23 protein-coding genes are annotated in these 22,393 nt (G+C 73.1%); 10 read left to right on the top strand and 13 right to left on the bottom strand.

Annotated features, from left to right (window positions below):
* Positions 1–496: 496 nt before the first annotated feature.
* Together H299_RS32725 and H299_RS0107570 are read left to right on the top strand one after the other, a co-directional pair.
* Entirely contained in the window at positions 497–2,101 is a 1,605-nt protein-coding gene (locus tag H299_RS32725; protein WP_486587182.1) for a DEAD/DEAH box helicase, read from the top strand.
* A gap of 115 nt (positions 2,102–2,216) precedes the next feature.
* The gene (locus tag H299_RS0107570) at positions 2,217–3,101 is read left to right on the top strand and encodes an alpha/beta fold hydrolase (protein ID WP_027747928.1); all 885 of its coding nucleotides are present in this window, start codon (positions 2,217–2,219) and stop codon (positions 3,099–3,101) included.
* A 114-nt stretch (positions 3,102–3,215) separates the two neighbouring features.
* On the opposite strand, the gene H299_RS0107565 is transcribed toward H299_RS0107570, so the two are convergent.
* The 4 genes from H299_RS0107565 to H299_RS0107550 all read right to left on the bottom strand — a co-directional run bounded on the left by H299_RS0107565 (position 3,216) and on the right by H299_RS0107550 (position 6,415).
* Positions 3,216–3,824: a MarC family protein gene (locus tag H299_RS0107565; RefSeq protein WP_027747927.1), complete on the bottom strand. Its 609-nt coding sequence runs from the start codon at positions 3,822–3,824 to the stop codon at positions 3,216–3,218.
* Between the two features lie 149 nt (positions 3,825–3,973).
* Positions 3,974–4,819 carry a PHP domain-containing protein gene (locus tag H299_RS0107560; RefSeq protein WP_027747926.1) on the bottom strand — a complete coding sequence of 282 codons (846 nt, stop codon included), beginning with the start codon at positions 4,817–4,819 and terminating at the stop codon, positions 3,974–3,976.
* A gap of 103 nt (positions 4,820–4,922) precedes the next feature.
* Complete coding sequence (locus H299_RS0107555; protein WP_027747925.1) at positions 4,923–5,561, bottom strand: DUF6758 family protein; 639 nt, start codon at positions 5,559–5,561, stop codon at positions 4,923–4,925.
* A 263-nt stretch (positions 5,562–5,824) separates the two neighbouring features.
* Complete coding sequence (locus H299_RS0107550; protein WP_027747924.1) at positions 5,825–6,415, bottom strand: suppressor of fused domain protein; 591 nt, start codon at positions 6,413–6,415, stop codon at positions 5,825–5,827.
* Positions 6,416–6,877: 462 nt separating this feature from the next.
* On the opposite strand from H299_RS0107550, the gene H299_RS0107545 reads away from it, so the two are divergent.
* Positions 6,878–7,993: a magnesium and cobalt transport protein CorA gene (locus tag H299_RS0107545; protein WP_027747923.1), complete on the top strand. Its 1,116-nt coding sequence runs from the start codon at positions 6,878–6,880 to the stop codon at positions 7,991–7,993.
* A 53-nt stretch (positions 7,994–8,046) separates the two neighbouring features.
* The gene (locus tag H299_RS0107540) at positions 8,047–8,619 is read left to right on the top strand and encodes a hypothetical protein (protein WP_027747922.1); all 573 of its coding nucleotides are present in this window, start codon (positions 8,047–8,049) and stop codon (positions 8,617–8,619) included.
* A gap of 35 nt (positions 8,620–8,654) precedes the next feature.
* On the opposite strand, the gene H299_RS0107535 is transcribed toward H299_RS0107540, so the two are convergent.
* Positions 8,655–9,389 carry a hypothetical protein gene (locus H299_RS0107535; protein WP_051262210.1) on the bottom strand — a complete coding sequence of 245 codons (735 nt, stop codon included), beginning with the start codon at positions 9,387–9,389 and terminating at the stop codon, positions 8,655–8,657.
* Positions 9,390–9,685: 296 nt separating this feature from the next.
* Here H299_RS0107535 and H299_RS0107530 point away from each other — a divergent pair, with 296 nt between their 5' ends.
* The 3 genes from H299_RS0107530 to H299_RS0107520 all read left to right on the top strand — a co-directional run bounded on the left by H299_RS0107530 (position 9,686) and on the right by H299_RS0107520 (position 12,949).
* Positions 9,686–10,984 carry a magnesium transporter MgtE N-terminal domain-containing protein gene (locus H299_RS0107530; protein ID WP_027747920.1) on the top strand — a complete coding sequence of 433 codons (1,299 nt, stop codon included), beginning with the start codon at positions 9,686–9,688 and terminating at the stop codon, positions 10,982–10,984.
* Entirely contained in the window at positions 10,984–11,532 is a 549-nt protein-coding gene (locus H299_RS32720; RefSeq protein WP_051262209.1) for a DUF1003 domain-containing protein, read from the top strand. Before H299_RS0107530 ends, H299_RS32720 begins: the two co-directional genes overlap by 1 nt.
* 229 nt (positions 11,533–11,761) lie before the next feature.
* The gene (locus H299_RS0107520) at positions 11,762–12,949 is read left to right on the top strand and encodes an Mrp/NBP35 family ATP-binding protein (RefSeq protein ID WP_078512583.1); all 1,188 of its coding nucleotides are present in this window, start codon (positions 11,762–11,764) and stop codon (positions 12,947–12,949) included.
* A gap of 134 nt (positions 12,950–13,083) precedes the next feature.
* Here H299_RS0107520 and H299_RS0107515 read toward each other — a convergent pair whose 3' ends face one another.
* The 5 genes from H299_RS0107515 to sigE all read right to left on the bottom strand — a co-directional run bounded on the left by H299_RS0107515 (position 13,084) and on the right by sigE (position 18,089).
* Positions 13,084–13,767, bottom strand: a complete 684-nt coding sequence (locus H299_RS0107515) for a hypothetical protein (protein WP_027747918.1) — start codon at positions 13,765–13,767, stop codon at positions 13,084–13,086.
* A gap of 141 nt (positions 13,768–13,908) precedes the next feature.
* Positions 13,909–14,466, bottom strand: coding sequence for a sec-independent translocase (locus H299_RS0107510; protein ID WP_027747917.1), 558 nt, complete (start codon positions 14,464–14,466; stop codon positions 13,909–13,911).
* A 133-nt stretch (positions 14,467–14,599) separates the two neighbouring features.
* Entirely contained in the window at positions 14,600–16,291 is a 1,692-nt protein-coding gene (locus H299_RS0107505) for a trypsin-like peptidase domain-containing protein (RefSeq protein ID WP_027747916.1), read from the bottom strand.
* A 77-nt stretch (positions 16,292–16,368) separates the two neighbouring features.
* Positions 16,369–17,319 carry a zf-HC2 domain-containing protein gene (locus H299_RS0107500; protein WP_027747915.1) on the bottom strand — a complete coding sequence of 317 codons (951 nt, stop codon included), beginning with the start codon at positions 17,317–17,319 and terminating at the stop codon, positions 16,369–16,371.
* Positions 17,316–18,089 (bottom strand): RNA polymerase sigma factor SigE, encoded by a 774-nt coding sequence (gene sigE, locus H299_RS32715; protein ID WP_199782416.1) that lies wholly within the window; start codon positions 18,087–18,089, stop codon positions 17,316–17,318. The genes H299_RS0107500 and sigE overlap by 4 nt, the downstream gene beginning before the upstream one ends.
* Positions 18,090–18,244: 155 nt before the next feature.
* Here sigE and H299_RS0107490 point away from each other — a divergent pair, with 155 nt between their 5' ends.
* Entirely contained in the window at positions 18,245–18,931 is a 687-nt protein-coding gene (locus H299_RS0107490) for an O-methyltransferase (RefSeq protein ID WP_078512539.1), read from the top strand.
* A gap of 162 nt (positions 18,932–19,093) precedes the next feature.
* On the opposite strand, the gene H299_RS38110 is transcribed toward H299_RS0107490, so the two are convergent.
* The gene (locus H299_RS38110) at positions 19,094–19,261 is read right to left on the bottom strand and encodes a DUF3117 domain-containing protein (protein WP_106965600.1); all 168 of its coding nucleotides are present in this window, start codon (positions 19,259–19,261) and stop codon (positions 19,094–19,096) included.
* Between the two features lie 309 nt (positions 19,262–19,570).
* Here H299_RS38110 and H299_RS0107480 point away from each other — a divergent pair, with 309 nt between their 5' ends.
* Positions 19,571–20,359, top strand: a complete 789-nt coding sequence (locus H299_RS0107480; protein WP_027747912.1) for an enoyl-CoA hydratase-related protein — start codon at positions 19,571–19,573, stop codon at positions 20,357–20,359.
* Here the strand turns inward: H299_RS0107480 and H299_RS0107475 are convergent.
* Both H299_RS0107475 and H299_RS32710 read right to left on the bottom strand, forming a co-directional pair.
* Positions 20,344–20,973, bottom strand: a complete 630-nt coding sequence (locus H299_RS0107475) for a DNA-3-methyladenine glycosylase I (RefSeq protein ID WP_027747911.1) — start codon at positions 20,971–20,973, stop codon at positions 20,344–20,346. The two genes, H299_RS0107480 and H299_RS0107475, sit on opposite strands and share 16 nt — an antisense overlap.
* On the bottom strand, positions 20,960–21,340 hold the full coding sequence (locus H299_RS32710) for a DivIVA domain-containing protein (protein ID WP_037758109.1): 381 nt from the start codon (positions 21,338–21,340) through the stop codon (positions 20,960–20,962). Before H299_RS32710 ends, H299_RS0107475 begins: the two co-directional genes overlap by 14 nt.
* 165 nt (positions 21,341–21,505) lie before the next feature.
* Between H299_RS32710 and folP the strand changes: the two genes are divergently transcribed.
* Positions 21,506–22,372: a dihydropteroate synthase gene (gene folP, locus H299_RS0107465; protein ID WP_027747910.1), complete on the top strand. Its 867-nt coding sequence runs from the start codon at positions 21,506–21,508 to the stop codon at positions 22,370–22,372.
* The last annotated feature ends 21 nt before the right edge of the window (positions 22,373–22,393 follow it).

Below are 22,393 nucleotides of genomic sequence, written 5' to 3'. Positions count from 1 at the left end.
CCGCGCCACCTGGACGGGAAGCCCCCTGCCCGGCGCCGGTGCCGCCTCACGGAACTCGTACACAACAATCGCCTCGGTACACATGCACGGATTCGGGGTACAGTGATATTGGCCCGCCGAGCATCGGTGGGCGCAACGCATACGCGGATGCCCGGTCGGTGGCCCGATCGGCTCCGACCCGCAAGCCCTCCCGTGCGGCCCGTGCTCCCCGTGCGGCCCGCGGACCCAGAGGGACCGCTCGCGCGAGATGAGCGCTTGAGCGAGAGCTAGTGGTCCCGCACCGTCCGGCGGGCCGAGGCCGTCACTGGCCGCCGCCACCCGGTGCGGTACGACCCTCTCCTCGCTCCGCTGGGGACCTCCCCTTCGCCGCCTCAGGTCGCGTCACACAGAAGAGGACAAGCTCCTGTCCACCACGTTTCGAGATCTCGGAATTCTCTCCGAGACAGCCGAGGCCCTTGAGGCCGTCGGCATCACCTCCCCCTTCCCCATCCAGGAGATGACGCTCCCGGTCGCCCTCGTCGGCAGCGATGTCATCGGCCAGGCCAAGACCGGCACCGGCAAGACGCTGGGCTTCGGCCTGCCCCTGCTGGAGGCCGTCACCGTCCCGGCCGACGTCGAGGGCGGCCGGGCCAAGCCCGAGCAGCTGACGGACGCGCCGCAGGCACTCGTCGTCGTCCCCACCCGCGAGCTGTGCCAGCAGGTCACCAACGACCTGCTGACCGCCGGCAAGGTGCGCAACGTCCGGGTGCTCCCCATCTACGGCGGCCGTGCCTACGAGCCGCAGGTCGAGGCCCTCCGGCGGGGCGTCGACGTGGTCGTCGGCACCCCCGGCCGCCTGCTGGACCTGGCCGGCCAGCGCAAGCTGGACCTCTCGCAGGTCCGCTCGCTCGTGCTGGACGAGGCGGACGAGATGCTCGACCTGGGCTTCCTGCCCGACGTCGAGAAGATCATCCAGCAGCTGCCGGTCAAGCGGCAGACGATGCTGTTCTCGGCGACCATGCCCGGCCAGGTGATCTCGCTCGCCCGGCGGTACATGAGCCAGCCGACCCACATCCGCGCCTCCGAGCCGGACGACGTCGGCCAGACCGTCGCCAACACCAAGCAGCACGTCTTCCGCGCGCACAACATGGACAAGCCGGAGATGCTCTCCCGCATCCTCCAGGCCGACGGGCGCGGCCTGGTGATGGTCTTCTGCCGCACCAAGCGGACGGCCGCCGACATCGCCGAGCAGCTCACGCGGCGCGGCTTCGCGGCGGGCGCCGTGCACGGCGACCTCGGCCAGGGGGCGCGCGAGCAGGCTCTGCGCGCCTTCCGCAACGGCAAGGTCGACGTCCTGGTGTGCACGGACGTCGCGGCGCGCGGCATCGACGTCGACGGCGTGACCCACGTTATCAACTACCAGACGCCCGAGGACGAGAAGACCTACCTCCACCGCATCGGCCGCACCGGCCGCGCGGGCGCGGCCGGTATCGCCGTCACCCTGGTCGACTGGGACGACATCCCGCGCTGGCAGCTGATCAACAAGGCGCTGGAGCTGGACTTCCACGACCCGGAGGAGACCTACTCCACCTCGCCGCACCTCTACGAGCAGATGGGCATCCCCGCGGGCACCAAGGGGATACTGCCGCGTGCCGAGCGCACCCGCGCCGGCCTCTCGGCCGAGGAGCTGGAGGACCTCGGCGAGCCCGGGGCCCGGGGCCGCGGGCGCAACAAGCCCGCCGAGGAGAAGCCGCGGCGTACGCGCGCTCCGCGCGAGCGGCGCCGTACCCGTGGCGGCCGGACGACGGAGGACGAGGCGGTGCCCGCCGCGCGGAACTCCGCCGAGGCCGCGGTGGACACGGCCGAGGGCGCGCTCCCGGCCGGACCGGCGCAGGCGGACGAGGCGTCCGCGCCGCGCGCCCCGCGCCGTCGCCGCCGTACGCGTGCCGCCTCGGCCGGTGCGGCGGGCTCCGCCGAAGCCACGGCGGGCGCCGCTGCTCCGGCGGAGGCGGCCACCGAGGCCACCGAGGCCGCCGTGGGCGCCGGTGACGGCGACGAGGCGGCCCGCAAGCCGCGGCGCCGTCGGCGCACGCGCACGAAGCCGGAGGCGTCGGACAGCTGATCCGGTCGGCCCGGCCGAGCGCCGCGCCGTCCGGCGCCGAGGCCCGGTTCCTCCCGTGCGGGAGGAACCGGGCCTCGGCTCGTTCCGCGCGGGCGCCGGGAGGTAGCGTCCGGCTATGAGCCGACCCCAGACCCTGGAGCTGCCCGAGGGCGCCCGTGCCGCTCAGCTGTCCACCTCGCGCGGGGAGTTCGCCGTGCACGAGTGCGGGCGGGCGGAGCACGGCACGGCGCTCCTGGTGCCCGGGTTCACCGGCAGCAAGGAGGACTTCCTCGGCCTGCTCCAGCCCCTGGCGGCGGCCGGCTTCCGGGTGGTCGCGGTCGACGGGCGAGGGCAGCACGAGTCGTACGGGCCGCCGGACGAGGCGGCGTACGCGCGGGAGGAGCTGGCCGCGGACCTGCTGGCGCAGATCGCGGCGGTCGGCGGGCCCGTACACCTGATGGGGCATTCGCTGGGCGGCCTGATCGCGCGTTCGGCGGTGCTGCGGGACGCGTCCTCGATCGCCTCGCTCACCTTGATGAGCAGTGGTCCGGCCGCTCTCTCCCCGGCCCAGCAGGGCCGGGTCAGGATGCTGCTGTCCAGCCTGGCCACGCTGGACATGGAGGCCGTCTGGCAGGCGATGCAGGCCTACGAGCAGGCCCAGGACCATGCCGCGCAGACCCCGCTGGAGCCGGTCGACGACGCCACGCCCCCGGCCGTCCTCGACTTCCTGCACCGGCGCTGGCTCAAGACGGTGCCCCAGCAGCTGGCGGCCACCGGGCGGCAACTGCTCGAGGAGCCGGACCTGGTGGCGGAGTTGAGCCGGGTCCCGGTGGGCAAGCACGTGCTCTCCGGCGAGCGGGACGACGCCTGGCCGGTCTCCTGGATGGACGACATGGCGCACCGGCTGGGAGCGCGCCGTACCGTCATCGCGGGCGCGGAGCACTCACCGAACGCGGACCGCCCGGCGGAGACGGCGCGCGCGCTGGTACGCGGCTGGCACGCGGCGGCGGGCCGCCCGTAGCGCCTGAGGGTCTGTCGGGTGGTCCTGGGCCGAGCGGGTGCGCGCTGACGAGCGCGCTGCCCGCGTTGTCGTCGTCACCGACGCTTTGCGTCGGCTCGCTCCTCCGGCTGACCCTCAGCCGTGCCCCTGCACGAACTGCGTCACCCCGTTCGCGATCTGCTGCACCGCGATCGCCGAGAGCAGCATGCCGGAGAGCCTGGTCACCAGCACCACGCCGCCGTCCTTGATGACGCGGATGATCAGCAGCGAATAGCGCATCACCAGCCACAGCACCACGTGCATGGCCACGATCGCGGCCCACACCGAGAGCTGTCCGCCCCAGCCGTCCGCGTCCTGCACGGCCAGGATCACCGACACGATGGCGCCCGGCCCGGCCAGCAGCGGCATGCCCAGCGGGACGAGCGCGGCGTTGACGTCCTTGGTCTGGGCGGGCTCGTCGGCCTTGCCGGTGAGCAGGTCGAGCGCGACCAGCAGCAGGAGCAGCCCGCCCGCGACCATCAGCGCGGGTACGGAGACGTGCAGGTAGTCGAGGATCTGCTGGCCGCAGAGGCCGAAGACGGTGATCACCCCGAAGGCGACGGCCGTCGCCTGGAGCGCCATCCTGCGCTGCGCCTTGGCGGGGCGCCCGGAAGAGAGCGCCAGGAAGATCGGGGTGATACCGGGCGGGTCCATGATCACAAAAAGAGTGACAAATACGGACCCGAACACAGCGAACTCGAACACGGTGATGCCTCGCGGAGATGAACAATGGAAAGGAAAGGGCAGAGAGGGCCGCCGCAGCAGGCCGGAAACAGACGCGAAGGACGCGCCGGAACGGGGAAGGCCCATTGGCCGCCCCGCCCCGCCGGGTCAATCAGCCGGTGACACCGAGGTCAGCCGGTGGCCGGCGCGGCGCCTGACCCCCGCGCGGCGATCTCCGCGTACACGTCGGGCGCGGTGGTGTGCTCGCCGAGCACACAGGTCTTCCGGCTGCCGTGGTAGTCGCTGGAGCCGGTGGCCAGCAGCCCCAGCTCGCCGGCGATGCCGTGCAGCCGTGCGCGTACGGCCGGCTCGTGGTCCATGTGGTCGGCCTCCAGGCCGTCCAGCCCGGCGGCGGCCAGCTCGGCCAGCACGGATTCGGACACGCACTGGCCGCGCTTGGCCGCGAGCGGATGCGCGAAGACCGAGACCCCGCCCGCGCCCTTGATCAGCCGGACGGCGTCGAACGGGTCCAGCTCGTGCTTCTCGACGTACGCGCGCCCGTCGTTGGCGAGCCACTCGGCCGTGAAGGCGTCCGAGACGGTCTCCACGACGCCCGCCTCGACCATCGCCGTGGCGATGTGCGGGCGTCCGACCGCGCCGTTCGAGGCGATCCGCGCGACCTGCTCCCAGGTGACCGGCACGCCCAGCGCGCGCAGCTTCTCCACCATGGCCTGGGCGCGCGGCAGCCGGTCGTCGCGGACGAGTTCGCGCTCGCGCGCCAGCTCCGGCTCGTCCGGGTCGAAGAGGTAGGCGAGCATGTGCAGGCTGATGCCGCCCAGGCGGCAGGACAGCTCGGCGCCGGTGACCAGGGTGAGCCCGGCGGGCAGGGCCCCGAGTGCCTCCGCGTGCCCGGCGACGGTGTCGTGGTCGGTGAGCGCGACGACGTCCAGCCCCGCGGCGGCGGCGTTGCGCACCAGCTCGGCGGGGGTGTCGGTGCCGTCCGAGGCGGTGGAGTGGGTGTGCAGGTCGATGCGCACGGACAGACTCCAGCGGGCGGACGGTCGGGGGCTCCCCCACTCTACCGGCCCGTACGCGCGCCGCCGCCGCGGAAGGGCTCCCGCAACCCCCCGCGGCCCGGGCTCAGTCGAGGATGCGGGGGGAGAGCGCCCCGATGGGCAGCAGGTCGACCTCGGCGCCGGCGTCCCGCAGGTCGGTGAGGACCAGCTCGTCGTAGAGCAGCAGACCGGACTGCTCCGGCCAGACGATCGCCCACAGCCACAGGCCGCGCGCCTCCCCCGCGAAGACCGCGCGGTCGGCGGGGGCGTCGGCGACGTGCCACAGGGGGGTGGGCCGTCCGGCGGCCAGCACCTTGACGTGCGGCGGCTGGTCCCCGCAGATGTACGGGCCCGGGTCCGGGCCGGCGATCCCCGCGTACCTGGCGCCGAGCCCGACGCCCAGTTCCTCCGCCACCAGCAGCAGCTCGCCGGGCCCGCCGAACGGGCCGGGGCCGGAGCAGGCGACCACGGTGGCCCGGCCGCCGCTGCGGTCGTCGCCCGCGCAGGCCACTCCGGTGAACAGCCAGCCGACCGGCAGCGGCCACGGCATCCAGACGGGCACCCTGGACCGGCCGACGACGACTGCGAGGGCTTCGACGCTGGGCGGGACGACCGGCTGGAGCGGGTGCACGGTGCCGTGCGCGTCACACTGCCAGGAGTCGGCGAAGAGACCGGGCGCCCTGACCCGGCCACCGCATTTCGGGCAACTGGGTTCGCCCCTCATGAAGCACCACGGTGCTACCCCACCGCCCGCGAGTCAAGGACGATCACTCCGTCGCAGACAACCAAGATCTAGATGTATATCGCATTAATTACCATGCCTACGTTCCTACGCGGCACGGCCATCCGCCCTCGGCCCCGGCGGGCTCGGCGCAGGCGGTCCGGGCGAGGACCGGACCTCCAGCCGACAAGCGCTCCGGCCCCCGTCCACCGGGCCGACGGTCCGCCTGCCCGCCCGGGCACTCGCGCACCCGCGCGCCCCTGCCGTCAGTCGGCCAGCGCCACCGACCCGCGCCCCGGGTCCCGCAGGTCCGTCCCCTGCCGCAGCCAGCGCTCCTCCAGCGCCGCCGCCCCGTGGACGCGCTTCCACGCCGCCTCGTTGGGCGTCATCGGCAGCAGCGGCAGAAAGCGGACCGGCTCCCTGGGTTCGGGCAGCTCCAAGTCCGGAACGAGACCGCCGCCGCCCGCCACCAGCACCGAGGTGAACGGCGCCGAGGGCCACAGCGGCTCGCCGACGTCCAGCGACGCCCCCGGCGCCACCACCACGCCCTCCACCTGTGGCGAGGCGGCGAGTACGGCCAGTGCCCGGAGCACCTGGTCCGCCGCGCCGCCGGGCAACGCCCGTACGGACAGCAGCAGTTCGGCGCGCGGGCCGCGGTCCGGGTCGGCCAGGGCGGCGGCCGGGTCGGTCATCGGCGCGGCGGACATGCCCAGCGTGGCGTAGCGCACCAGGCCCGCGTCCACGAAGCGCAGCACCTCGATCCGGTCGGTGCCCAGGAAGGTCACCGAGGCCCGCGCGTCGGGCTCGCCGAGCGCGCTGGAGAGCCTGGACTCGACCAGTTGCAGTACATCCACCATGCGGCCGAGCATAGAACGCGTAAAGGGCAGGCGAAGGCTGGCCCTGCCTGGCCGAAACGGCACTTGCGCGCGACAACGGGTGCTACCGTTGACCGCTGGTCAAGGCTTGTGCAGTCGTCCCCCACAGGGGACCGGCCGGAGGAGGTGGGGTTGTCATGGATCCGAGTCGACCGTGTAGTACCAACCGCTCTTCCGCCCCGCACCCGCGTCCCCGCGCCTGAGACCCCTCCTCCCCCCACGGTATTCGCGGTAAACCCGCACAGGGATCTTTTTTCCGGGGCGCGTGCCGGAAGAGCGCCTGAGCTTCGCTCACTTCTCCACCGTCCGCGAACGCCGCCCTGACGGCTCCGCGCGGTGCCCGCTTTGCAGACCTCCGGACCCGGGCGAGGAAGCCGGCCGTAGGCCCCCATTCCGGGCAGCGCTGCCTGCCGCCGGCGGCTCGGCACCACCAAGGAGCCCGGCATGTCGATGATCCGAGACCTGCGCGCCGCAGTCCGTCCCGCCCTCCGCAGGGGGGCGCACAAGTCCTTCACCTACGACACCACCCGTACCGGCACGGCCAGCGCCGTCGTCGACTGCGCCGTCTACCGCGAAGGCCGGCGCACCCAGGAGCGGCTGGGCCCGGCCGAGGCGCTGCGCAGCGTGCGCGGCGGCGACGGCCGCGCGTTCGTGTGGATCGGTCTGCACGAGCCCACCGAGGAGGAGTTCTCCGGCATCGCCCAGGAGTACGGCCTGCACCCGCTGGCCGTCGAGGACGCGGTGCACGCCCACCAGCGCCCCAAGCTGGAGCGGTACGACGACTCGCTCTTCACGGTCTTCAAGACCATCCACTACGTCGAGCACGCCGAACTCACCGCCACCAGCGAGGTGGTGGAGACCGGCGAGGTGATGTGTTTCACCGGCCGGGACTACGTCATCACCGTCCGGCACGGCGGCCAGGGCTCGCTGCGCGCCCTGCGGCACCGGCTCCAGGACGACCCGGAGCTGCTGGCCAAGGGCCCCTCGGCGGTGCTGCACGCCATCGCCGACCAGACGGTGGACGGCTACCTCGCCGTCGCGGACGCGGTGCAGGACGACATCGACGAGGTGGAGATCGAGGTCTTCTCCGACAGCGCGAACGGCAACCGCCGCCGTACGGGCGACGCGGGCCGGATCTACCAGCTCAAGCGCGAGGTGCTGGAGTTCAAGCGGGCCGTCTCCCCGCTGCTGCGGCCGATGCAGCAGTTGAGCGAGCGGCCCATCCGGCTGGTCGACCCGGACATCCAGAACTACTTCCGTGACGTGGCGGACCACCTGGCCCGGGTCAACGAGCAGGTGCTCGGCTTCGACGACCTGCTCAACTCGATCCTTCAGGCCAACCTGGCGCAGGCCACCGTCGCGCAGAACGAGGACATGCGCAAGATCACCTCCTGGGCCGCGATCTTCGCCGTCCCGACGATGATCGCGGGCATCTACGGCATGAACTTCGATCACATGCCCGAGACACACTGGGAGTACGGCTACCCGCTGGTGCTGCTGATCACCGCCGGGATCTGCGTCGCCATCCACCGGGGCTTCAAGCGCAACGGCTGGCTGTGACGCCCGCGCAGGCGTCCTCGCAGGCGCCGCGGGCGAGCACGTAACCTGCCCTCATGACTGCGCAGTCCGAGCCGCCCCCCACCGATCAGGCGAGTGTCGACCGGGCCCTCCTGGAGGAGGCCGCGAAGAAGTCGGGCCTGCTGTGGGTGCGGGGCGGCGAGGCGCCCGCCCGCGCGCTGTGGCACATCTGGCACGAGGGGGCCGTCTGCCTGGTCGGGGACGGTCCGCTGGAGCAGCCGCTGGAGGGCCTCGGCCTGACCGACGGCGGCAGCGCCGTGCTCACCGCCCGCAGCAAGGACAAGGGCGGCAGGCTCCTCAGCTGGCCCGCCCGGGTCGTCGAACTGGCACCCGGCAGCGAGGCGTGGGAGGCGGCCGTCGGCGAGTTGAAGGGGAAGCGGCTGAACACCCCCGACGCCGAAACGGTCACCGACCGCTGGGCCCGCGAGTGCCGGGTGCTGCGGCTGGAGCCCGCGGGCGAGCCGTACGAGAAGCCCGGTGCCATGCCGGACGCCTCGCACGCCGCCGTGCCCCGGCCCAGCCCGGCCACCACCCGCCGTCCCGCCCCGGCGGCGCTGCCCGGGCTGCTGCTGCGGGGCCGCCGCGCGCGGCGGCGCGGCGGGGCATAGCGGGACCGGGGCCCCGCCACGGCCCCGTCGGTGCGTCAGCTGTCGGCGGAGATGCTCTTGCCGTAGTCCACGACCTGGTCCTTCTCGGGTGCGCGCACCGAGAAGCCCTTGTTCCAGTCGTCGAGTTCGACCGTGCCCGTGTTGCCGCCCCGCTCCAGCCGAAGCGGGTAAGGCGTGCCCTTGAGCGCGACCTGGAGGGTGCCGCCCTTGCCCTCGGCGCCGTGCACCTCGATCGTCCGTGCGCCGCCCACCTCGCCGCGGTCGCCCGTCTCGCGCTCGCCGTCCAGCACGAGCAGCCCGTCCAGCATGACCCGCATCTCGGTGAACCCGCTCAGCTGTTCGTAGGCCGGGTCCCCGGCGGGCACCTTCACGTACATGCCCTCCAGCTTCGCGGCGGCGGCCATGTCTGCCTTGGAGGGCTTCTCGCTCGCCTCGTCCTTCTCCTGGTGGGCCCAGAACTCGGCGCCGGCCTTCAGGTAGAGGTCCTTCTCCACCCGCAGCAGCTGGAAGGTGTCGCCGCCCTTGGTGGAGACCTCGCCGATACCGCCGCTGCGCTTGAGGCGCATCTCCAGCCGGTAGGTCTGCCCCTTGCTGACGATGGACCCCGACAGCCGTACGGACTCGGCGGCCGTGGCCGCCTTGCGGGCCTTCTTCTCGATCTTCGCGGCGGAGAGCTTGTCCACCCCGTTGGTCTTCTCCACGGGCTCCTCGTCGCCGCCGCCGCAGGCGGTGAGCAGCACGCCGAGGCCCAGGCAGGCGGCCCCCGTCACAGCGGCGCTCCCCAGGCCCCGCCGGGTGGATCTCCGCGGGTCCGCGGAGATCCACCCGGCACGGCCTAGCGGGCGGGCGCGTCCAGTCACGTCGGCTTCCTCCAGAAGTCGGGGGGCGGAACCGGACCGCACCCTACCCGGGCCCGGGCGCCGTCCCGCCAGGCAGCCGTCCGGACCAAGCCACAGCGCGGCGAGGGGCGGGGGCACGCTAGCCTGAACCCGGCAAACCACCCATACGGCGACGGTCCCGGGAGCCGCGCCCGGCCCGTACCGCCCGCGCACGGAGGAGAGGGCCGATGGCAGCGGGTTCCTCCAGGGTCTTCGTCTCGCACTTGTCCGGGGTGGCCGTCTTCGACCCCAGCGGCGACCAGGTCGGGCGGGTGCGCGACGTGGTCACCATGCTGCGTCCGGGCGGCCGTCCGCCCCGGGTGCTCGGGCTGGTGGTCGAGGTGGTCAGCAGGCGCCGCATCTTCTTCCCGATGACCCGGGTGACCGGGGTCGAGTCGGGCCAGGTGATCACCACCGGGGTGGTCAACATGCGCCGCTTCGAGCAGCGATCCACCGAGACGCTCGTGCTCGGTGAGCTGCTGGACCGCCGGGTGACCCTGGTGGAGTCGGGCGAGGAGGCGACCGTGCTGGACGTCGGCCTGGTGCAACTGCCCGCCCGGCGCGACTGGCAGATCGACAAGGTGTTCGTACGCAAGGGCCGCGGCGGCGGCCTGCGGCGGCGCGGCGAGACGCTGACCGTCGAGTGGTCCGCGGTGACCGGCTTCGCGCTGGAGGAGTCCGACCAGGGCGCCGCCAATCTGCTCGCCACCTTCGAGCAGCTGCGCCCGGCCGACCTGGCGAACGTCCTGCACCACCTCTCCCCCAAGCGCCGCGCCGAGGTCGCCGCCGCCCTGCACGACGACCGGCTCGCGGACGTGCTGGAGGAGCTGCCCGAGGACGACCAGGTGGAGATCCTGGGCAAGCTCAAGGAGGAGCGCGCGGCGGACGTCCTGGAGGCGATGGACCCGGACGACGCGGCCGACCTGCTCTCGGAGCTGCCCGAGGACGACAAGGAGCGGCTGCTCCAGCTGATGCAGCCGCAGGACGCGGCGCCGGTGCGGCGGCTGCTGTCGTACGAGGAGGACACCGCCGGCGGCATGATGACCACCGAGCCGATCGTGCTGCGGCCGGACGGCGCGGTGGCGGACGCGCTGGCGCGCATCCGGCAGGCCGACCTGTCGGCGCCGCTCGCGGCCCAGGTGTTCGTGTGCCGCCCCCCGGACGAGACGCCGACGGGCACCTATCTGGGGGTCGTGCACTTCCAGCGGCTGCTGCGGGAACCGCCGTTCACCTTGGTGGGCTCGCTGGTGGACACCGATCTGCGCCCGCTGCCGCCGGACACCTCGCTGCCGGTGCTGACCAGCTACCTTGCGACGTACAACATCGTGGCGGCGCCGGTGGTCGACGAGGGCGGGCATCTGCTGGGGGCGGTCACCGTGGACGACGTGCTCGACCACCTGCTGCCCGGCGACTGGCGCGAGTCGGCGGCGCACGGCGATCCGGGCCTCTACCAGCCCGACGTGCGCAACACCGAGGAGCGGGGCTGATGGCCGAGCGCGAGGACCGGCAGCCGCGCGGCGGGCGGGTGCGGCTGGACGTGCCGCGCGCGCCCCGGCGCGGGCTGCTGCCCGAGTACGACCCGGACGCCTTCGGGCGGCTGTCCGAGAAGATCGCGCGCTTTCTGGGCACCGGGCGGTTCATCGTCTGGATGACGGTCATCGTCATCGTCTGGATCGCCTGGAACGTGCTGCTGCCCGCCTCGCTGCGCTTCGACGAGTACCCGTTCATCTTCCTCACCCTGGCACTGTCGCTCCAGGCGTCGTACGCCGCGCCGCTCATCCTGCTCGCGCAGAACCGGCAGGACGACCGCGACCGGGTCAACCTCGAACAGGACCGGAAGCAGAACGAGCGCAGCATCGCCGACACCGAGTACCTCAGCCGCGAGGTCGCCTCGCTGCGGATGGGCCTGGGCGAGGTCGCCACCCGCGACTGGATGCGGTCGGAGCTCCAGGACCTGCTGCGGGAACTCCAGCACCGGGACGGGCGGCCCGGGGAGCGTACGGAGGAGCGTGGCGGACGCCCGGAGCGGACGTGACCGCTGGAGGGCTCAGGGGGCGCGGGGGGCGCGCGTACCGCGCCCGGCGCCGAAGCGGTACGGGAGCGGTACAGGAGCGGCACAGGAGGCCGCTGGGGCGGCTGGGGCGGGCCGGGACGGCCCCGGGGCGCGGCGGGCCCCCGGGCAGGCGCTGGGAGGGCGGTTGAAGTGACCAAGACGGGTGCCGCCGCCCCTTCGGGGCGTGCTCCGGGCGCCGTACCATTTCCGCATGGCTACCGACTCGACCTCAGACCCCGTCCGGGAGGGGTCCCCGGACTCCCATCCCACCGAAGAAGCGGTCCGCACAGCGCTCTCGTCGGTGAACGACCCGGAGATCCACCGGCCGATCACCGACCTCGGTATGGTCAAGTCCATCGAGATCGCCCCGGACGGGGCCGTCGCGGTGGGGATCTACCTGACGGTCTCCGGCTGTCCACTGCGCGAGACGATCACCGCGAACGTGACCGACGCGGTCCAGGCCGTGCCAGGCGTCACCGGTGTCAGCGTCGAGCTGGACGTGATGGACGACGAGCAGCGCCGCGAGCTGCGCGACTCCCTGCGCGGCGGGAAGACCGAGCGCGAGGTGCCGTTCGCCCAGCCCGGCTCGCTGACCCGGGTCTACTGCGTGGCCTCCGGCAAGGGCGGCGTCGGCAAGTCCTCGGTCACCGTCAACCTCGCGGCTGCCATGGCCGCCGACGGCCTGAAGGTCGGTGTGGTCGACGCCGACATCTACGGCCACTCGGTGCCGCGCATGCTGGGCACCGGTGACAGCGTGCCCACCCAGGTCGAGGACATGATCATGCCGCCGTCGGCGCACGGCGTGAAGGTCATCTCGATCGGCATGTTCACCCCGGGCAACGCCCCGGTCGTGTGGCGCGGCCCGATGCTGCACCGCGCACTCCAGCAGTTCCTGGCGGACGTCTACTGGGGCGACCTCGACGTCCTCCTGCTGGACCTCCCGCCGGGCACCGGAGACATCGCCATCTCCGTGGCCCAGCTGGTGCCGAACGCCGAGATCCTCGTCGTCACGACACCGCAGCAGGCCGCCGCCGAGGTGGCCGAGCGGGCCGGATCGATCGCCGTGCAGACCCACCAGAAGATCGTGGGCGTCATCGAGAACATGTCGGGGCTGCCCTGCCCGCACTGCGACGAGATGGTCGACGTCTTCGGTACGGGCGGCGGCCAGCGGGTGTCGGAGGGGCTGACCAAGACGACGGGCGCGCACGTGCCGGTCCTCGGCTCCATCCCCATCGACGTCCGGCTGCGCGAGGGCGGCGACGAGGGCAAGCCGGTCGTGCTGAGCGACCCGGACTCCCCCGCGGGCGCGGCGATCCGCTCCATGGCGGGCAAGCTCGGCGGACGCGAGCGGGGCCTGTCGGGGATGTCCCTCGGGCTGACCCCGAGCAACAAGTTCTGAGCCGCGGCGCCGGCTGAGCGGTGAGGGGCGTCCCCGTCGGGGGCGCCCCTCACGCGTGCGGTGTCCGCTCGGGCCGGTGCGGCTCAGCGCCCGCTCCGGGTCGGTGCCTGTCGCGGCTCAGCGGCTGTTGCAGCTCAGTGCGCGTAGCCGGTGATCTCCTGGACCACCGAGAAGCCCAGGCCGTACGCGCTCAGGCCACGCCCGTACGCGCCGAGGAGGACTCCCTCCTGCGCCGATCCGGCCAGCACCCAGCCGTACTCCGACTCCCGGTAGTGGAAGTCGGTGGGCACGCCGTCCACCGGCAGGGACAGGCCCGACCAGCCCGGACCGTCGAGTTCGTCCGCCAGCTCCCAGGCGGTCGCCGTCTGCTGGTCCAGCCAGTCCTGCCGCAGCCCGCGCTCCATCTCGGTCGGCCAGGTGCAGGACAGCAGCCCCGAACCGGCCAGCCAGGCGGCCGTAGACACCGACGTCGCCTCCAGCACCCCCGTACCGTCCGCGCTGCGCCGTACGGGGCGGCTGGCGACGGTCACCACGACCGCGAACCGCTGGCCCTCCGGGCTGGCCTCCACCTTGAGCGAGGGCACGTCCCCGTGCCCGGTCGAGCCGTGCTCGACAATGCTGTCGGCCGCTCCGCCCACCTGCATGAGCCAGCGGGGGCCGGTGAACGCCTCGTCCAGCCCGTACCACGGGAAGTCGGCTCTGAGATAGCCGTCCACAGCCTTGTGCGCGGCGGACTCTCCCCGTGTGGCGGGCGCTGCTCCGTCGGCCTGCGCACCGCCGGACATCTCCTGCGGTCCTACGCGACTCGTCGTCTCCATCTGCGCGACGCCTCCTTGTTGCCCTGCGCCATGGACGGCCCGCCTCCCTCGGACGGCCCGACCCGGACACAGGGAGGATAGCTACCCGCGCCCGCGCCAGCGGGCACGCCCGGCAATACGCGCCCCCCGGACGCCCCTGGCTCAGGTGGCGTCGGAATCGAAAGGAGGCGGTTCGGGAGGGGATTGGCCCGCGGCGGCGGAAGGTGCGTCCGCCTTGCTGAGGTTGGGGCGGCCGGCCGCCGCGGTGTCAGGGCCGGAATCGGCGGTGTGGGCGGCGGCCTTCGCGCCGACGTCGGCCTTCGCACCGCCGGTGCCGCTGCCGCTGTCGTCGGCGGAGCCGCTGCCCTTGCCGCCGGAGTCGGCGCCCGCGGTGTCCGTCCCGTTCACCGCGTCGGTGATCTCCGCGAGGTCCTTCCGCAGGTCGAAACCGTTGCGGATCTCGGAGATGCCCAGATCGTCGCCGTCCAGCAGGTGCTTGCGTGCGAACGTCTTGGGATTGAGGTCCTCGAACTCGAAGTCCTTGAACTCCGGGCCCAGCTCCGACCGGATGTCGTCCTTGGCGTTGTCGGAGAACTGCCGGACCTTGCGGATGAATCCGCTCACGTCCTGGATCATCTTCGGCAGCTTCTCCGGCCCGAACACCAAAATGGCCAGAATGATGAGTGCGACCAGCTCGAGGGGTCCTATGTCGAAGAACACCTAGCAGCTCCCTCAGTACGTCTCATCCCGCACGGCCGTCTGTCACGGTACCCCAGGCAGGCGTCCCTGAGCCGTGTCCGGTACGGAGAACGCGAGACCCGTACGCCCCGGGCTCCGGCCCCGCTCAGCACGGTCATTCACCGCTCGCCGTGCCCAGCTCCAGCGTGACCTTCTTCTTCTTGCCGTCCCGGGTCAGCGACAGTGTCAGCTCCTCGCCGGGGCGGTGCCGCCGGATCTTGACGATCAGCTCCTCACCGCTGCGCACCCGCTCGCCGTCCACCTCGGTGATCACGTCCCCCGCGCGGATGCCCGCCTTGTCCCCCGGGCCGTCGGGAATGACCGCCTCGTCCTGGCCGCCACCGCCACCACCCGCGACCCGGGCGCCGGAGCCCGTGAAACCGGTGTCGAGCCGGACGCCGATCACCGGGTGGGTGGCCTTGCCGGTGTTGATCAGCTCCTCGGCGACCTGCTTCGCCTGGTTCACCGGGATGGCGAAGCCGAGGCCGATGCTGCCGCCCTGGCTCTCCGAGGGCAGCCCGGTGCCCTCCTCCCCGGCCTTGATCGCGCTGTTGATGCCGACGACCCGCCCCTTCGCGTCCAGCAGCGGGCCGCCGGAGTTGCCGGGGTTGACCGACGCGTCCGTCTGGAGGGCGTCGACGTAGCTGACGTCACTGGCGCCGCCCTCGCCGCCCGCCGCGATCGGCCGCTCCGTGGCGCTGATGATGCCGGTGGTGACCGTCCCCTCCAGACCGAAGGGCGCCCCGACGGCGATCACCGGGTCACCCACCCGCACGGAGTCCGAGTTGCCCAGGGGCAGCGGGTCGAGCCCGGACACGCCCTCGACCTTGACCACCGCCAGGTCGTACCCGCCGTCCCGGCCCACCACCTCGGCCTCGGTGGTCTCGCCGCCGTGGAAGGTGACCTGCACGGTGCCGCCCGTCCCCGCGGGCTCGACCACATGGTTGTTGGTGAGGATGTAGCCCTCGTCGCTGAGCACGAAGCCCGTCCCGGTGCCCTCGCCGCCACCGCCGCGCACGTGGATGGTGACCACGCCGGGCAGCACGCGCGCGGCGATCCCCGGCACACTGCCGGGCGCGCGGCGGCTGGTCTTCTCCGCCGGGGCCTGCGAGAGCTGGATCTCGTCGAAGCCGCCGTGCCGCTCGGCGTAGACGCCGACGGCTCCGCCGACACCGCCCGAGAGCAGCGCCAGCACGATCGCCCCGGCGACCAGCCGGCCCCGGCCGCGCCGCGCGGGCGGGGGCGGCGCGGGCAGCGGGCGGGCCGCCCACGGGTCGTAGCGCAGCCAGCCGGGCTGCGCCTGGGGGGTGTTGGGGTGCGGGTGGTGGACCGCGTGCGGGTGGGGCTGCGCGGGGCTGCCGCCCTGCCCGGCGGTGGGGACCCCGTGCGGCGGGGTGCCGGGGACCGGCGAGCCGTGGGTGGGGGTGCCGTGCGCCGGGGTGCCATGGGTCGGAGTGCCATGCGTGGGCGTGCCGTGCGCCGGAGTCGCGCCCGGAAGCTGTACGGGCGGTGCCGGGGCCCAGGGGCCGGGCCCGCCGTAGGGGGGCGTGCGGTACGGGTCCTCGGCGTGCAGCGGCTGCGCGGCCGACTGCTCCTCGGCCGGAGGCTCCGCCGACGCGGGCTCTGCGGCCACGCGCCCGGTGTCCGCGGCGCCGCCGGTGTCGTCCTCACCCGCCGCAGCGCCTGCTGCCGCCTCCGCGGATGCTCCGTCCGCGGCGCCCTGGTCATCGGGCAGCTGCTGGCCGGAGGCTCTGCGCGGGCGGCTCCACCATTTCGGCTTCGGCCCGCTGGCCTTCCCCTCGTCCATGCTCTCCCCATCGTTCTCCGCGCCTGGCAGAGGGATTCAACCAGGTCCCACAGGACTCGGCCCAACGAGGCGACCGGTCACGGTCCCGGCGTGACCGCCGCTGCGGAGGGGGCGGGACTCGGGGTCGCCGCGACGGGGGTACGCCCGGGAACAGCGCCGATCGGCATCCGCTTCTCCGCGGAGAGCGCACGCGACTGCGCCGACGGCGGCCGTATCAGCGAAGGTGTGAACGCGGACCCGCCCAGCAGCGGATGCACCCGGGTGGGCACGGGCATGCCCGCCAGCATCTGCGTGCGCAGCGAGGCGGCCGGGGCCGGGGCGGGGGTGCCCGCCCGCCTGCCGGCGGGCTCGGTGGGGGCACGGCGCCTGCCGTCGCGGTCCGCCGCGCCGGTGGAAGGAGTGGTCGACGAGGGCGACGCCGTACGCGCCGGGACGGCCGAGGCGCCGCCTCGCTCACCACCGGCGACCGGGGCCCCCCCGGCCGTGCCGGAACTGAGGGCGCCGCCGAGGGCGAGGGCCGCCAGCGAGACCGCGCCCGCCGCGACGAAGGCGATCCGGCGGCTGCGCGAAGGTGCACGCTCGGCCTCGGCCACCCGGTGTATGCGGAAGCCGCGCTCGGGCATCAGCGCGCTGACGCCGCGCCCGGCGGGCAGGTAGTCGAAGGAGAGCGGGGAACGCCCGGCCCGGCCGCCGAAGCCGCGGGACCGCCCGGCCTCTCCTGGTCCGCCCAGGTCGCCGCCGGCGTCGAGGCCCGTTCCGGGGCCTGACGCGTCACCGGGGTCGCTGAAGGCGGGCAGGCCCTGCAGCCGGGCGAGCAGGCCGTCCGAGGGGGGCGGGGGGGCGGTGTCCGCGAAGACGTTCTTCAGCTGGCGCTGGGCGTCGGCCTCGGCCTTGCAGCTCCAGCACGTCGCCAGGTGCGAGAGGACCCGCTCGCGCGCGTCATGGCCCAGCTCGCCGTCGACCAGCGCCGCGAGCCGGTCTCCGAGATGCTGCTCCGCGGGCGTGAGCCCCTTGTCCGCACTGGTCACCCGGCCCCGACCTCCCCAGCCAGACCGCCAGGAACGGCAGCGCTCAGCGCGCGCTGCTGCTCGGCCCGCGCCGCGGGCGAGCGGTGCCGGAGCGCCTTGCGCAGGTGCGAGCGGCCACGGTGAATCCGGCTGCGCACCGTACCGAGCTTGACGCCCAGCGTCGCGGCGATCTCCTCGTACGACAGGCCCTCGATGTCGCAGAGCACGACCGCGGCCCGGAACTCCGGGGCCAGCGTGTCGAGCGCGTGCTGCACATCGGCGTCGAAATGCGTGTCGTTGAAGTGCTGCTGCGGGGTGGGCTCGCGGCTGGGCAGCCGCTCCGCGGCGTCGTCGGCGAGCGCGTCGAATCGGATGCGCTGCTTCCGGCGCACGGTGTCCAGGAAGAGATTGGTGGTGATGCGGTGGAGCCAGCCCTCGAATGTCCCCGGCGTGTAAGTCGAGAGGGAACGGAAGACCCGGACGAAGACCTCTTGCGTGAGATCCTCGGCGTCGTGCTGGTTGCCGGTCAGGCGATAAGCCAGCCGGTACACCCGCGCACTGTGCGTGCTGACGATCTCCTCCCAGGTGGGAGGCGTCCAGGACTGGGCATCCGCATCAGTGTCAAAGGTGGCTGTCGTCGCGGAGTCGGCAGTGTGGACGTGGTCAGCATTGTTGGTCACGGATTTCGGCTCGCCCGCCGGCCGACGAAAGCGCCTGAGCACTCCCCGGCCACCGGCCGCAGCCGCACCTCCCCTGTCGGCTCTGGTGGTGTCCAGTGGAACCCCTACCATAGCCACCTCGCCCGTTAGCTCCGGATAAGCAATTTTGACCTGCATTTGGTCAATGCTCTCGACTGCTTCTGGTCCGACGCTTCCCGTCCACCATTCCACTCCCCCCAACGCCCGGTCCCATCACCAGGTTCCCGGGGCAGCGGATACAGTCTCGGTTGCGTCGACTACGGGGACAGGAGAGGGCCATTACCGGCAACCAGCACACGAGCTGGGCGTTCGCCGATGCGTACGGCGCCGGACTCGTCGAGAACGCTGAGAGCGCCGCCCTGCGCTGGGCCCGGGAACGGGCCAGGGAGGCGGGCGTGTCGCCGGTGTCGTCCGGTACGGGAGCCGCGTTGCGGCTGCTGGCCGCCACGGCCGACGCCAAGGCGGTGGCCGAGATCGGCACCGGCACCGGTGTCTCCGGCATCCACCTGCTGCACGGCATGCGGCCGGACGGCGTGTTGACCACCGTCGACATCGAGCCCGAGCGCCAGCAGTTCGCCCGGCAGGCGTTCCGCGGTGCGGGCTTCGCCGGGAACCGCGCGCGTTTCATCCCCGGCCGCGCGCTCGACGTCCTGCCCAGGCTGGCGGACGGCGGCTACGACCTCCTCTTCTGCGACGCCGACCGGCGCGAGTACCCGAAATACCTCGGTGAATCGTTGCGTCTGCTGCGCACCGGCGGGCTCGTCTGCTTCGAGGGTGTCTTCGCGGGCGGCGGCACCGTCGACTCGGCCACCCAGCGCGCGGAGGTGCTCAAGCTGCGCGAGCTGCTGCGCACGGTACGCGAGAGCGCGGCGCTGATGCCCTCGCTGCTGCCCGTGGGCGACGGGCTGCTCTGCGCGGTCAAGCGCGGGCGCTGAGAGCGCCGCGGACACCCCGGCCCGGGAAGCCGTCGCCTCCGGGCCCCACAGCTGCGTACGGGCCCCACGAGGGGGCCCGTACGTCCTTCTGGAGACAACGGTGCCCCGGGGCGTACGCGACGCCTCCGGGGCAGCCCGATGATGACTGTGTCAGCCGCAGGGTCAGCCGCAGACCTTCTTCAGCTCTTCGCCGAGCGCTACCGCCTCGTCCGGGGTCAGCTCGACGACGAGTCGCCCACCGCCTTCGAGCGGAACGCGCATGACGATGCCCCGCCCCTCCTTGGTCACCTCGAGCGGGCCGTCGCCCGTCCGCGGCTTCATGGCCGCCATGCTCGTTCCCCTTCCTGAAACCAGCTCATCATCAGCCGACGGCCCCGAAGAGGCGCGTGTCACCGGCGTCGAACACTTTGCTTCCCCGTCATTATCCCGCATCTCACGACCCGATGACCAACAGCGTTCGGCATCCCTTCTGCAACGCCCTTTCACAAAACCACCCATTTCGGCGATCAAGGCGTGATACCGCGCCGCTTTCTGCCGTAGGCGTATGCCATCGGGTTTGACGCAGGTCACACAGCTGGGCGGAGCGGTGGCCCCGGAGTCGTCTATCCGGGCCCGCCGAGGTGGGCCATGCTGGGGCGCATGGCCGACACCTTGCTCTACGACGTCACCGAGGGGCTCGCGACGATCACCCTCAACCGCCCGGACGCGATGAACGCGCTCGACGAGGAACTCAAGGAGGCGCTGCGGGACACCCTGCGGCAGGCGGGCACCGATCCGGCGGTACGGGCCGTGCTGCTGGCGGCGCACGGCCGCGCCTTCTGCGTCGGCCAGGATCTCAAGCAGCACATCGGCGCCCTGCGCGAGCGCGGCGGCAGTGCGCTGACCACCGTGACGGACCACTACAACCCGATCACGCTCGCCATCGCCGGAATGCCCAAGCCGGTCGTGGCCGCGGTCAACGGCCCGGCGGCGGGTGCCGGCGCGGGCTTCGCCTTCGCGGCGGACTACCGGATCGCCGCCGAGAGCGCGGCGTTCAACACGGCGTTCGCGGGGATCGCGCTCACCGCCGACTCGGGCGTGTCCTGGTCGCTCCCGCGCCTGGTGGGCCCCGGGCGGGCGACGGAACTGCTGCTCTTCCCGCGCAGCATCAAGGCGCCGGAGGCGCTGGAACTGGGCCTCGTCAACAAGGTGGTGCCCGCGGCGGAGCTGGCGTCCGAGGCGGCCGAGGTGGCCCGCAGGCTCGCGGCCGGGCCGACGGCCGCGTACGCCGCGATCAAGGAGTCGGTCGCCTTCGGCGCCTCGCACTCCCTCGCGGAGACGCTGGAGAAGGAGGCGGAACTTCAGGTGCGGGCGGGTTCCTCCGCGGATCACGCGATCGCGGTGGAGGCGTTCGTGAAGAAGGAGCAACCCCGCTACACCGGACGCTGAGCCGCGCCGCGTGCCCAGCAGTCGGCCAGGTGGTCGTCGACCAGGCCGCACGCCTGCATCAGCGCGTACGCCGTCGTGGGCCCCACGAAGCGGAAGCCCCGCTTCTTCAGGTCCTTCGAGAGCGCCGTGGACTCCGGTGTGATCGCCGGGACGTCGTGGACCGTACGCGGCACGGCGCGGCCGTCGCTCTCCGGCGCGTGCGACCAGATCAGCGCGTCCAGCTCGCCCGCCCCCAGCTCCGCGGCGACCCGGGCGTTCGCGACGGTGGCGCTGATCTTGGCGCGGTTGCGGATGATGCCTGTATCAGCCAGCAGCCGGGCCTCGTCGGCCTCGGTGAAGGCGGCCACCTCGGCGATGCGGAAGCCGGCGAAGGCGGCGCGGAAGCCCTCCCGGCGGCGCAGGATCGTCAGCCAGGACAGGCCGGACTGGAACGCCTCCAGACACAGCCGCTCGTAGAGCGCGTCGTCCCCGTGCACCGGGCGGCCCCACTCCGTGTCGTGGTACGCGACGTAGTCCGGCGCGGAGAGGCCCCACGGGCAGCGCAGCCGCCCGTCCTCACCGGGCAGCGCGGCGCCCGCCGGGACGGTCGCCGGTGCCGGGTCAGTGGTCGTCATGGCGGGGCTCCGCGTCCTTGTAGAGGTCCGGCCGGCCCATCGCGGCGGCCTGCGCGCCGGCCAGGGCCGATTCCAACTCGGCGATGCGGGCGTCGCGTTCGGCCAGCTCGGCGCCGAGCCGGTCGAGCACGTCGTCCACCTCGCGCATGCGGTAGCCGCGCGCGGCCATCGGCAGCCGCAGCGTGTCCACGTCGGACCGGACCAGCGGCCGGTGCACCGAGGGCCGCTCCGTCAGCCGGTCCGGCGGTACGTCGGTGAGGCCGCCGGTGGCGACCTGCGGATAGCCGAGTCCGTCACCGCTGCCCACGACCGCGAGCGTGACCGCGGCGACCACCACGACCAACGAGATCAGCAAGAACCAGAACACGGTCAACTCCCCGAAGGTCCGTCCGACTGCTTACGGCTGCCCATGGTCCCCGATCGTGCCACGGCGCACTGACAGCCAGGTGAGTGAGTAGGGTCGGCAGGGGCCTGTGCTGGGGCCATGGCGCGCTGACCGCACGGTGGGCGAGGAGACCGGAGGGACGGCGAGATGCTTCGCCTGGGTACACAGGAGTTCGGCGAGAACGAGCCGGTGATCATGGCGATCGTGAACCGGACACCGGATTCCTTCTACGACCGCGGTGCGACCTACCAGGAGGAGCCGGCGCTCGCCCGGGTCGAGCAGGCGGTGTCCGAGGGCGCCGCCATCATCGATATCGGCGGGGTGAAGGCGGGCCCGGGAGAGGAGGTCAGCGTCGCGGAGGAGGTACGGCGCACGGCCGGCTTCGTCGCGCGGGTGCGGGAGCGCTTCCCGGAGGTGGTGATCAGCGTCGACACCTGGCGGCACGAAGTGGGCGAGGCCGTCTGCGCGGAGGGCGCGGACGTGCTCAACGACGCCTGGGGCGGCGTCGATCCCCGGCTCGCCGAGGTCGCGGCCCGCCACGGCGCGGGGCTCGTCTGCACGCACGCGGGCGGCGCGCGGCCGCGCACCAGGCCGCACCGGGTGGCGTACGAGGGCGGCGACGTGATGGCCGACATCCTGCGGGTCACGCTCGGGCTGGCCGAACGCGCGGTGTCGCTCGGCGTGCGGCCGGACGGCATCATGATCGATCCGGGGCACGACTTCGGGAAGTCGACCCGGCACTCCCTGGAGGCCACCCGCAGGCTGGGCGAGATGACGGCCACAGGCTGGCCGGTCCTGGTCTCGCTGTCCAACAAGGACTTCGTCGGCGAGACGCTGGACAAGCCCGTGAAGGAGCGGCTGACCGGGACGCTCGCGACGACCGCGGTCTCCGCGTGGCTCGGCGCCCGGGTCTACCGCGTGCACGAGGTCGCCGAGACCCGGCAGGTGCTCGACATGGTGGCCTCCCTGGCGGGCCACCGTCCCCCCGCGGTCGCCCGGCGCGGGCTGGCCTGACGCGCGGGGCGCGCGCTGCGA

The organism is Streptomyces sp. CNH287, from assembly GCF_000424825.1.
The sequence above is the reverse complement of the archived record's forward strand: the minus strand, read 5'-3'. Positions and strand labels throughout refer to the sequence as shown.

Bases quoted from the DNA above. Each gene is read 5' to 3' on its own strand.
- H299_RS32725 (WP_486587182.1), top strand. From the start codon at position 497: ATGACGCTCCCGGTCGCCCTCGTCGGCAGCGATGTCATCGGCCAGGCC.
- H299_RS0107570 (WP_027747928.1), top strand. From the start codon at position 2,217: ATGAGCCGACCCCAGACCCTGGAGCTGCCCGAGGGCGCCCGTGCCGCT.
- H299_RS0107555 (WP_027747925.1), bottom strand. From the start codon at position 5,561: ATGAGGGGCGAACCCAGTTGCCCGAAATGCGGTGGCCGGGTCAGGGCG.
- H299_RS0107550 (WP_027747924.1), bottom strand. From the start codon at position 6,415: ATGGTGGATGTACTGCAACTGGTCGAGTCCAGGCTCTCCAGCGCGCTC.
- H299_RS0107545 (WP_027747923.1), top strand. From the start codon at position 6,878: ATGTCGATGATCCGAGACCTGCGCGCCGCAGTCCGTCCCGCCCTCCGC.
- H299_RS0107540 (WP_027747922.1), top strand. From the start codon at position 8,047: ATGACTGCGCAGTCCGAGCCGCCCCCCACCGATCAGGCGAGTGTCGAC.
- H299_RS0107530 (WP_027747920.1), top strand. From the start codon at position 9,686: ATGGCAGCGGGTTCCTCCAGGGTCTTCGTCTCGCACTTGTCCGGGGTG.
- H299_RS32720 (WP_051262209.1), top strand. From the start codon at position 10,984: ATGGCCGAGCGCGAGGACCGGCAGCCGCGCGGCGGGCGGGTGCGGCTG.
- H299_RS0107520 (WP_078512583.1), top strand. From the start codon at position 11,762: ATGGCTACCGACTCGACCTCAGACCCCGTCCGGGAGGGGTCCCCGGAC.
- H299_RS0107515 (WP_027747918.1), bottom strand. From the start codon at position 13,767: ATGGAGACGACGAGTCGCGTAGGACCGCAGGAGATGTCCGGCGGTGCG.
- H299_RS0107505 (WP_027747916.1), bottom strand. From the start codon at position 16,291: ATGGACGAGGGGAAGGCCAGCGGGCCGAAGCCGAAATGGTGGAGCCGC.
- sigE (WP_199782416.1), bottom strand. From the start codon at position 18,089: ATGGTAGGGGTTCCACTGGACACCACCAGAGCCGACAGGGGAGGTGCG.
- H299_RS38110 (WP_106965600.1), bottom strand. From the start codon at position 19,261: ATGGCGGCCATGAAGCCGCGGACGGGCGACGGCCCGCTCGAGGTGACC.
- H299_RS0107480 (WP_027747912.1), top strand. From the start codon at position 19,571: ATGGCCGACACCTTGCTCTACGACGTCACCGAGGGGCTCGCGACGATC.
- H299_RS0107475 (WP_027747911.1), bottom strand. From the start codon at position 20,973: ATGACGACCACTGACCCGGCACCGGCGACCGTCCCGGCGGGCGCCGCG.
- folP (WP_027747910.1), top strand. From the start codon at position 21,506: ATGCTTCGCCTGGGTACACAGGAGTTCGGCGAGAACGAGCCGGTGATC.